9 protein-coding genes are annotated in these 9,193 nt (G+C 69.6%); 5 read left to right on the top strand and 4 right to left on the bottom strand.

Annotated features, from left to right (window positions below; all coding sequences use genetic code 11):
- Positions 1 to 169: 169 nt before the first annotated feature.
- Genes tal through pgl form a run of 5 tightly spaced genes read left to right on the top strand, consistent with a single transcriptional unit; the run spans position 170 to position 6,214 of the window.
- Positions 170 to 1,285, top strand: coding sequence for a transaldolase (gene tal / locus HGG74_RS15220; protein WP_168487677.1), 1,116 nt, complete (start codon positions 170 to 172; stop codon positions 1,283 to 1,285).
- Between the two features lie 6 nt (positions 1,286 to 1,291).
- On the top strand, positions 1,292 to 2,917 hold the full coding sequence (locus tag HGG74_RS15215; RefSeq protein ID WP_168487676.1) for a phosphoglucose isomerase-related protein: 1,626 nt from the start codon (positions 1,292 to 1,294) through the stop codon (positions 2,915 to 2,917).
- Positions 2,918 to 2,926: 9 nt separating this feature from the next.
- Positions 2,927 to 4,489, top strand: coding sequence for a glucose-6-phosphate dehydrogenase (gene zwf, locus HGG74_RS15210; protein WP_168487675.1), 1,563 nt, complete (start codon positions 2,927 to 2,929; stop codon positions 4,487 to 4,489).
- A complete protein-coding gene (locus tag HGG74_RS15205; RefSeq protein ID WP_168487674.1) occupies positions 4,486 to 5,427 on the top strand; it encodes a glucose-6-phosphate dehydrogenase assembly protein OpcA in 942 nt (313 codons plus the stop codon). Before zwf ends, HGG74_RS15205 begins: the two co-directional genes overlap by 4 nt.
- On the top strand, positions 5,417 to 6,214 hold the full coding sequence (gene pgl, locus HGG74_RS15200; protein WP_168487673.1) for a 6-phosphogluconolactonase: 798 nt from the start codon (positions 5,417 to 5,419) through the stop codon (positions 6,212 to 6,214). The genes HGG74_RS15205 and pgl overlap by 11 nt, the downstream gene beginning before the upstream one ends.
- Positions 6,215 to 6,236: 22 nt before the next feature.
- Here pgl and HGG74_RS15195 read toward each other — a convergent pair whose 3' ends face one another.
- The 4 genes from HGG74_RS15195 to HGG74_RS15180 form a co-directional block, all read right to left on the bottom strand.
- A complete protein-coding gene (locus HGG74_RS15195; RefSeq protein ID WP_246262928.1) occupies positions 6,237 to 6,623 on the bottom strand; it encodes an RNA polymerase-binding protein RbpA in 387 nt (128 codons plus the stop codon).
- A gap of 191 nt (positions 6,624 to 6,814) precedes the next feature.
- Entirely contained in the window at positions 6,815 to 7,066 is a 252-nt protein-coding gene (secG, locus tag HGG74_RS15190) for a preprotein translocase subunit SecG (protein WP_168487671.1), read from the bottom strand.
- Positions 7,067 to 7,125: 59 nt separating this feature from the next.
- A complete protein-coding gene (gene tpiA, locus HGG74_RS15185) occupies positions 7,126 to 7,941 on the bottom strand; it encodes a triose-phosphate isomerase (protein WP_168487669.1) in 816 nt (271 codons plus the stop codon).
- Positions 7,942 to 7,945: 4 nt separating this feature from the next.
- Positions 7,946 to 9,187: a phosphoglycerate kinase gene (locus tag HGG74_RS15180; RefSeq protein ID WP_168487667.1), complete on the bottom strand. Its 1,242-nt coding sequence runs from the start codon at positions 9,185 to 9,187 to the stop codon at positions 7,946 to 7,948.
- Between the last annotated feature and the right edge of the window lie 6 nt (positions 9,188 to 9,193).

Genomic DNA, 9,193 nt, shown 5'->3' with positions numbered 1-9,193 from the left:
TGGCACCGCCTGCTCGGGGACACCGGACGCGCCGTGTCCCTCGAACACTACGGCGCCTCCGCCGACTACAAAACCCTCTTCCGCGAATTCGGCCTCACCCCCGAAGCCGTCGTCGCAGCAGCCCGCGAATCCCTCGCCCACAGCACTCAGGCTTAAGAAGGAGCGTTCCATGTCCAACAAGAACACCCAGGCCCTCTCCGATGCCGGTGTGTCCATCTGGCTCGACGACCTGTCCCGGGACCGGATCACCTCCGGTTCGCTGCAGGCGCTGATCAAGGAACACAACGTCGTCGGCGTGACCACCAACCCGACCATCTTCGCCGCTGCGCTCAAGGACTCCGGGGCCTACGCCACCCAGGTCAGGCACCTGGTGGAGCGGGATGCCAGCGTGCAGGACGCGGTCTTCGCGATCACCAGCGAGGACGTCTCCGAGGCCTGCGACCTGTTCGCCGAGGTGGCCCTGGCCACCGAAGGGGTGGACGGACGGGTCTCGATCGAGGTGGACCCGCGGCTGGCCCGCGACGCGGCCGGCACGGTCTACGAGGCCAAGCACCTGTCCGAGGTGATCAACCGGCCCAACCTGCTGGTCAAGATCCCCGCCACGGCCGAGGGCCTGGAGGCGATCACGGCGACCCTGGCCGCCGGCATCAGCGTCAACGTGACCCTGATCTTCTCCCTCGAGCGTTACCGCGAGGTCATCAACGCCTTCATGCTCGGCCTGGAGCAGGCGAAGGAGAACGGCCATGACCTGGCCGGCATCCACTCCGTGGCTTCGTTCTTCGTCTCCCGCGTGGACACCGAGATCGACAAGCGCCTGGACGCGGTGGGCACCGACGAGGCCGCCGCGCTCAAGGGCAAGGCCGGCGTGGCCAATGCGCGCCTGGCCTACCAGATCTTCCAGGAGCAGTTCGACACCGAGCGCTGGGCCGTCCTGGCTGCGGCCGGCGCCCGCGTCCAGCGCCCGCTCTGGGCGTCCACCGGCGTGAAGGATCCGGCCTACCCGGACACCCTCTACGTGACCGAACTGGTGGCCCCGGGCGTGGTGAACACCATGCCGGAGGCGACCCTGGAAGCCGTGGCCGACCACGGCGAGATCACCGGCGACACCATCTCCGGCACCTGGGATGAGGCCAACAAGGTCCTCGATGCCATCGCTGCGCAGGGCATCTCCTACACCGAGGTCACCGGACAGCTTGAGGAAGAAGGCCTGGAGAAGTTCGTGGCCAGCTGGAACCAGCTGCTGGGCACCATCCAGGCGGCACTGGACAACGCAGGAAAGGCCTGACAACGCATGGGTTCGCTGTCCTTCGAGGCATCAGGTGCCGCGCGCACCGCGGTTGAAGAACACGTCGGCACGCTGGTTGCGGACAAGGTGGCATCCCGCATTGCCGCCAAGGACCCCACCCTGTGGGGCCCCGAGGCCGAGTCCGAGGCGGCCGTCCGCCTCGGCTGGGTGGAGGCTGCCGAGCTCTCCCGCCCCCTGGTCCGGGACATCCTGGACCTGCGCGAGGCGCTGCGCGCCGAAGGGGTCACCCGGATCGTGCTGGCCGGCATGGGCGGTTCCTCGCTGGCCCCGGAGGTGATTGCCAACACTGCCGGCGTGGAGCTGACGGTGCTGGACAGCACTGATCCGGAGCAGGTCGCCGCGGCGCTGGCCGAGCGCCTGGCCGAGACGGCCCTCGTGGTGGCCTCCAAATCAGGCTCCACGGTCGAAACCGACTCGCAGCGGCGCATTTTCGAGCACGCCTTCACCGAGGCAGGCCTGGATGCTGCCTCCCGGATCATCGTGGTCACCGATCCGGGGTCCCCGATGGACGCCGCGGCCCGCGAGGCCGGTTACCGAGCCGTGTTCAACGCCGATCCGAACGTGGGTGGGCGCTACTCCGCGCTGACCGCCTTCGGGCTGGTGCCTTCGGGCCTGGCCGGGGTGGACATCGAGGCCCTGCTCGACGACGCCGAGGAGGCGGCGGAGATCCTGGCCGAGGACGCCCCGGAGAACATCGCCCTGGCCCTGGGTGCGGCCCTCGGCGGCACCTCTCCGCTGCGGGACAAGATTGTCATCGCCGATGAGGGGTCCGGGATCGTCGGATTCGCCGACTGGGCCGAGCAGCTCATCGCAGAATCCACCGGCAAGCAGGGCACGGGAGTGCTGCCGGTGGTGGCCAACGCCGGCGATCCGGAAACCGGGTGGCAGGCCCCCGACGTCCTGCTGGTCCGGCTGGTCTCCCCCACCGCGGACACCGCACCGGCCGACGATGCCAGCCAGGTCGTCATCTCCGGCACGCTGGGCAGCCAGCTGCTGTTGTGGGAGTACGCGACGGTGGTGGCCGGCCGGCTGCTGGGTATCAACCCCTTCGACCAGCCCGACGTCGAGGCGGCAAAGGTGGCCGCCCGCGGCCTGCTGGACGCCCGCCCCGAGCCCCAGGCTCCGGCCTTTACCGACGGCGCGGTACAGGTGCGTGCCGACGCGCAGCTGCTCGGCGGCGCGGACACGCTCGCCGGATCACTGCGCGCCCTGCTGGGCACCCTCGGGCCAACCGGCTACCTGAGCGTCCAGGCCTACCTGGACCGCTTCGGCCAGGCCGAGCTCGCCGCCCTGCGCCCGCAGCTGGCCGGGCTGACGCACCGGCCGGTCACCTTCGGCTGGGGCCCGCGCTTCCTGCATTCGACCGGGCAGTTCCACAAGGGCGGACCAGCCGTCGGGATCTACCTGCAGATCACCGCGGAGTCGGCGGTGGACCTGCCGGTTCCCGGCCGTCCCTTCAGCCTGGCCGAGCTGATCGCAGCCCAGGCCGCCGGGGACGCCCAGGTCCTGGCCGACCACGGACGGCCGGTCCTCAGGCTCCATCTGACCGACCGCGGCACCGGCGTCAAGCAGCTGCGCGACGCCGTGGCCCGGATTGCCGGCGAAGGATAAACAGCACCGATGCCAGAAACCTCCGTTGCGCGGCGGGGTAACCCGCTGCGCGATCCGCGCGACCGCCGGCTGAACCGGATTGCCGGGCCCTGTTCCCTGATCCTGTTCGGCGTCACCGGGGACCTTGCGCGCAAGAAGCTTATGCCTGCCGTCTACGACCTGGCCAACCGCGGCCTGCTGCCGCCCAGCTTCGCCCTGGTCGGCTTCGCGCGGCGGGACTGGGACGACGCGGACTTCGCGGCCGAGGTCAGGGCCTCGGTGATGCAGCATGCCCGCACGCCCTTCCGCGAGGACGTGTGGGAGCGGCTCGCGGAGGGCATCCGCTTCGTCCGGGGCGAGTTCGGCGACGATGCGGCCTTCGCCCGGCTGAAGGAAACCGTAGAGGAACTGGACGCCAAGCGCGGCACGCAGGGCAACCATGCCTTCTACCTGTCCATCCCGCCCAAGGACTTCGAGCAGGTGTGCCAGCAGCTCTCCCGGCACGGCCTGGCCCAGCCGGAGCCGGGCCCGGACCGGCCGCAGCGCCGTTGGCGGCGGGTGGTGATCGAGAAACCCTTCGGCCACGATCTGGCCAGCGCCCGGGAGCTGAACACCGTCGTCGAGTCCGTCTTCCCGCCCGATGCGGTCTTTAGGATCGACCACTACCTGGGCAAGGAAACGGTGCAGAACATCCTGGCGCTGCGCTTTGCCAACCAGCTGTTCGAACCGCTCTGGAACGCCAATTTCGTGGACCATGTCCAGATCACCATGGCCGAGGACATCGGCATCGGCGGCCGCGCCGGCTACTACGACGGCGTGGGCGCGGCCCGGGACGTGATCCAGAACCACCTGCTCCAGCTGCTGGCCCTGACCGCGATGGAGGAGCCGATCTCCTTCAACGCCGAGGACCTGCGCGCGGAGAAGGAGAAGGTGCTGGCCGCCGTGCGGCTGCCGGCGGACCTGTCCCGCTCCTCGGCCCGCGGCCAGTACACCGGCGGCTGGCAGGGCGGGGAAAAGGTCAGGGGCTACCTGGAGGAGGAAGGGTTCAACCCGGACTCCACCACCGAGACCTTTGCCGCCCTGCGCCTGGACATCCATACCCGGCGCTGGGCCGGGGTCCCGTTCTACCTGCGCGCCGGCAAGCGGCTGGGCCGGAGGGTGACCGAAATCGCCGTCGTGCTCAAGCGCGCGCCCAACCTGCTCTTCCGCGACCACGGGGACGAGGAATCCGGCCAGAACGCCCTGGTCATCAGGGTCCAGCCCGACGAAGGCGCCACCATCAGGTTCGGCTCCAAGGTCCCGGGCACCCAGATGGAAGTCCGCGACGTGTCCATGGATTTCGGCTACGGGCATGCCTTCACCGAATCCAGCCCGGAAGCCTACGAACGGCTGATCCTGGACGTGCTTCTCGGCGAGCCGCCGTTGTTCCCGCGGCACCAGGAAGTGGAGCTGTCCTGGAAGATCCTGGACCCGTTCGAGGAATACTGGGCGGCCACCGGCACCCGGCCGGAGCCCTACGCCCCCGGGTCCTGGGGGCCGGCTTCGGCCGATGAACTTCTTGCCCGCGACGGACGCAGCTGGAGAAGGCCGTGATTCTGGATCTGAAGGACACCACGACCTCCAAGGTCTCCAAGGAACTGGTCGCCATCCGCGAACGCAACGGGGTCTTCACCCTCGGACGCGTGCTGACCCTGGTGATCGTCACCGAGTCCGGCTTTGAGGAGGAGGCGATCCGGGCCGCCAACACCGCCAGCCGGGAACACCCCTGCCGGATCATCGTGCTGGTGGACTGCGGGGCGGACCAGCCCACGCGCCTGGACGCCCAGATCCGCCTCGGCGGGGAAGCCGGGGCGGCCGAAATCATCGTGCTCTACGGCACCGGCCAGCTGGCCGCCGAGAGCGAATCCCTGGTTTCGGCGCTGCTGCTGCCCGATGCCCCGATTGTCGCCTGGTGGCCGCACGGCATGCCGGCGTCCGCGTCCGCGACCTCGATCGGGAAGATCGCCACGCGCCGGATCACCGATTCGAACAACGAACCCGAACCCAAGCAGGCGCTGGACCAGCTTTCGCGGGTCTACGCCGCCGGGGACACGGACCTGGCCTGGACCAGGCTGACCAACTGGCGGATCCAGCTGGCCGCCGCCCTGGACCAGGTGGACTTCTCCCCCGTGGTCTCGGTCTCCGTCGAAGGCGCCGCGGATTCGCCCAGCACCGTGCTGCTGGCCGCCTGGCTGACCCTGGCCCTGAACGCCCCGGTGACCATCATCGAGGACACCCCCGGCACCGGGATCCGGGGCGTGCGCCTGGTCCGCCCCGCCGGGGACGTATGCATCCTGCGCCCGGGCCAGACCGTGGCCGAACTGATCCTGCCCGGCCAGCCCCTGCAGCGGATCACCCTGCCCCGGCGCAGCGTGGCCGAGTGCCTCGCCGAGGAACTGCGCCGGCTGGACCCGGACGAAGTCTTCGGCGAAGTCATCACCCAGGGCCTGCCGCGGACCAACCTGAGGAGTGTGCGCCGCAGTGAACGCTGAACCGACAGTCAGCATCCAAGCCGACCCGGCCATCCTGGCCGCCACGGCCGCCGGCCGCCTGGTGGCCAAGCTTGCCGCCCTGCAGGCCGAACGCGGTGAGGCCACAGTAGTGCTCACCGGAGGCACGCTGGGGATCGCGATGTTGGCCGCCGTGGGCGAAGCCGAGAGCGTGGCCGACGTGGACTGGTCCCGGGTGAACTTCTGGTGGGGCGACGAGCGCTTCGTGGCCAAGGACAGCCCCGACCGGAACGAACTGCAGGCTCGTGCGGCCCTCTTGGACCGGCTGGCCCTGGATCCGGCACGCGTTCATCCGTTCGGCGCCGCCGATGAGTTCACCGGTCCCGATGCGGCTGCTGCGGCGTATGCGGACGAACTGCGGGAGGCGGCCCGGGTGGACGGCGCAGGGGCAGACGCAGCCGTTCCGCGCTTCGACGTGCTGCTGCTGGGCATTGGGCCCGACGCCCACATTGCTTCGCTGTTCCCGGAAATGGCCGGCATCCGCGAGACCGCACGCACGGTGGTCGGCGTGCATGGCTCCCCCAAGCCGCCGCCGGAGCGCGTCTCGCTGACCCTCGGCGCCATCAACTCGGCAGACGAGATCTGGCTGGTCGCCGGCGGTAAGGACAAGGCGGGCGCGGTGGGGCTGGCCCTGGCCGGCGCTTCCCCGGTCCAGGTACCTGCTGCCGGGGTCCGCGGCCGGCGGCAGACGCTGTGGCTGCTGGATGAGCAGGCAGCGGCCGAGGTGCCCCGCTCCCTGCTCGACGGCGACTCCCGCCCGGAGGACTAGGGGCCCTCGCGCCCCAATAACCTCAGCCGGCCGGTTCTTCCCCCCGGCTGCGGCGCAGCTGTCCCAGCGCCCAGGCCAGGACCTGCTCGGCCTCCGCCGGGGAGCGCCGCTCCTTGGCGTAGTCCAGGTGGCTCTTGTAGAGTTCGGGCCCGACAGCGCCGGGCTGCGTCCCCGGACGGCGGCTGCCGGCCCGGCCACAGCGCGGGCAGTCCCAGTACTCGGGGATTTCTTCTTCCGCCAGGTCCGCAAACACCGGGGTGGTCTCGTGGCCCAGCGGGCACCGGTAGGTTACCGGATGTTTGTGGACGACGGCCGGGGAACGCCCGGTTTCGGCCTGCCAGCCGGCGAGTCCGGCGCCGGATGCGGAGCCGATGCGGATGCCGCGGAACGGGTTCGATGCATTAGCCATGGTCATCTCCGTTGATAAGCGCACGTCCTTGCCGCACACCAGCTTAGCCGCAGCACTACCCGGCCACCACGAAAACAGCCGGCCGTGTTGTCCCGGAAAAATTCCAGAAAACACGGCCGGCCGCCAACTTCGAGTGGGGCGCGAAGGCCCCGCCGTGGCGGCGAAGCCGACACCGCGGGAGCCCCGACTCCCTAGGATTCTGCGCTGAAACGCAGAATGAGGCCGAGGGCGACGATCACAGCGCCCCAGGTCAGGCCGAGGACCACGGTGAAGCGGTTCAGGTTCCGCTCGGCCACCCCGGAGGAGCCCAGGCTGGAGCTCATGCCGCCGCCGAACATGTCAGACATGCCGCCGCCACGGCCCTTGTGCAGCAGGATCAGCAGGGTCAGCAGCAGGCTGGTCAGTCCCAGCACGATTTGCAGGGCGATCTTCAGAGCGTCCACGTTGGCCTTTCACGCACGGAGTTCCCCCGGCGGACCCGATGCCGGCCGGGGGGACGGAATCAGTTGGTCAGCAGGTGGTGTTCAAACCTGACAATGTTAGCAAACTCGGCCACGTCAAGGCTGGCACCGCCGACGAGCACCCCGTCAACGTCGCGCTCGCGCAGGATGGCCGCGGCGTTGGAGGCCTTCACCGATCCGCCGTACAGCAGGCGCACGCCCGAGGCCACGTCCGCGTCGTACAGCTCGACGAGCTCGGCCCGGATCGCCGCGCACATCTCCTGGGCGTCGGCAGGACCAGCCACCTCGCCCGTGCCGATGGCCCAGACCGGTTCATAGGCGATAACCAGCCGGGCGGCGTGCTCGGCGTCCAAACCGGCCAGGTCCGCGCGCACCTGGGCCAGGGTGTGCTCCACGTGGCCGCCGGACTGCCGCACCTCGAGGCCTTCGCCGACGCAGAGCACGGGTACCAGGCCGTGGCGGTAGGCGGCCTGTACCTTGCCCTGGAGCAGTTCGTCGCTCTCGCCGTGGATCGTGCGCCGTTCCGAATGGCCCACCAGGACGTAGCGGCAGCCCAGACGCGAGAGGAACTGGCCGGAGATATCCCCGGTATAGGCACCGGAGTCGTGCGGGGAAAGGTCCTGGCCGCCGTAGACGACCTCAAGGTCGTCTCCCTGGACCAAGGTCTGCACGCCGCGCAGGTCGGTGAACGGCGGGAAGACCGCGACCTCCACCCGCTTGAAGTCGTGCCGGGCGTCGCTGAGCGTCCAGGCCAACTTCTGCAGCAGGGTGATGGCCTGGACATGGTCCATGTTCATCTTCCAGTTGCCGGCGATCAGCGGCGTGCGGTCATATTTGCCGTTGGTTGAAGCAGTCATGCGCTCAGCCCCGATCCAGCGCCGTCAGGCCCGGCAGGGCCTTGCCCTCAAGGTATTCCAGGCTCGCGCCGCCGCCGGTCGAGATATGACCGAACGCGTTGTCGTCGAACCCGAGGCTGCGCACTGCGGCAGCCGAATCCCCGCCGCCGACGACGGTGAATCCTTCGCTGCCGGTCAGCGCCTTGGCCACGGCCCGGGTGCCCCCGGCGAAGGCGGGGAATTCGAAGACGCCCATCGGCCCGTTCCAGAAGACGGTGTTGGCCGAGTGGATCTGCTGGGCGAAGCGCTCCTGCGACTCCGGCCCGATGTCCAGGCCGAGGCCGGCGGCACCGAAGCTGGAGGACTCCATGTCGTCGGCCGGGACCACCTCGAAGGCCGCGTCCGCAGCGAACTTCTCCGCGACCACGATGTCGGTGGGCAGCACGAAGCTGCAGCCGGCTTCCTTGGCCCTGGCCAGGTAGCCGCGCACGATATCCAGCTGGTCCTCTTCCAGCAGGCTGGCGCCGACCTTGTGGCCTTGGGCGGCCAGGAAGGTGAACACCATGCCTCCACCGACCAGGATATAGTCCGCCTTGCCCATCAGGTTCTCGATCACGGCCAGCTTGTCCGAAACCTTCGAACCACCCAGGACCACCACGTAGGGCCGCTGCGGCACGTCGGTCAGCCGGTTGAGCACCTCAAGCTCGGTGCGGACCAGATCGCCCTGGTAGGCGGGCAGCTTCGCGGCGATGTCGTACACACTCGCGTGCTTGCGGTGCACCGCGCCGAAGGCGTCGTCCACGTACGCGCCGTTGTCCCCGGTCAGCGCGGCCAGCTCGGCGGCGAAGGCCTCCCGCTCGGCGTCGTCCTTGCTCGTTTCGCGGGGATCGAAGCGCACATTCTCCAGCACCAGCACTTCGCCGTCGGCCAGCTCCGCGGCCAGGGCACGGGCCTGCTCACCTGCCGTGTCTTCGGCGAACTTCACGGTGAACGTGGCCAGTTCCTTGAGCCGCTCGTATGCCGGACGCAGGGAGTACTTCGGCTCCGGCGCGCCCTTGGGGCGGCCCAGGTGCGCCATCACCAGGACGCGGGCACCTGCCTCGGCGAGCCTGCGGATGACCGGCAGCGAGGCCCGGATCCTGCCGTCGTCGGCCACTTTCAGGGACGGGACGTCCCCGTCCAGCGGTACGTTCAGATCCGAGCGGACCAGGACATGGCGTCCGCGGACGCCGCCGGCCAGCAGTTCATCGAGAGCGTGTGCAGTCATATCTTC

The sequence above is a fragment of the Arthrobacter mobilis genome, from assembly GCF_012395835.1.
GTDB lineage: Bacteria > Actinomycetota > Actinomycetes > Actinomycetales > Micrococcaceae > Crystallibacter > Crystallibacter mobilis.
Note: the sequence above shows the minus strand (reverse complement) of the source record. Positions and strands in the feature narration are given on the sequence as shown.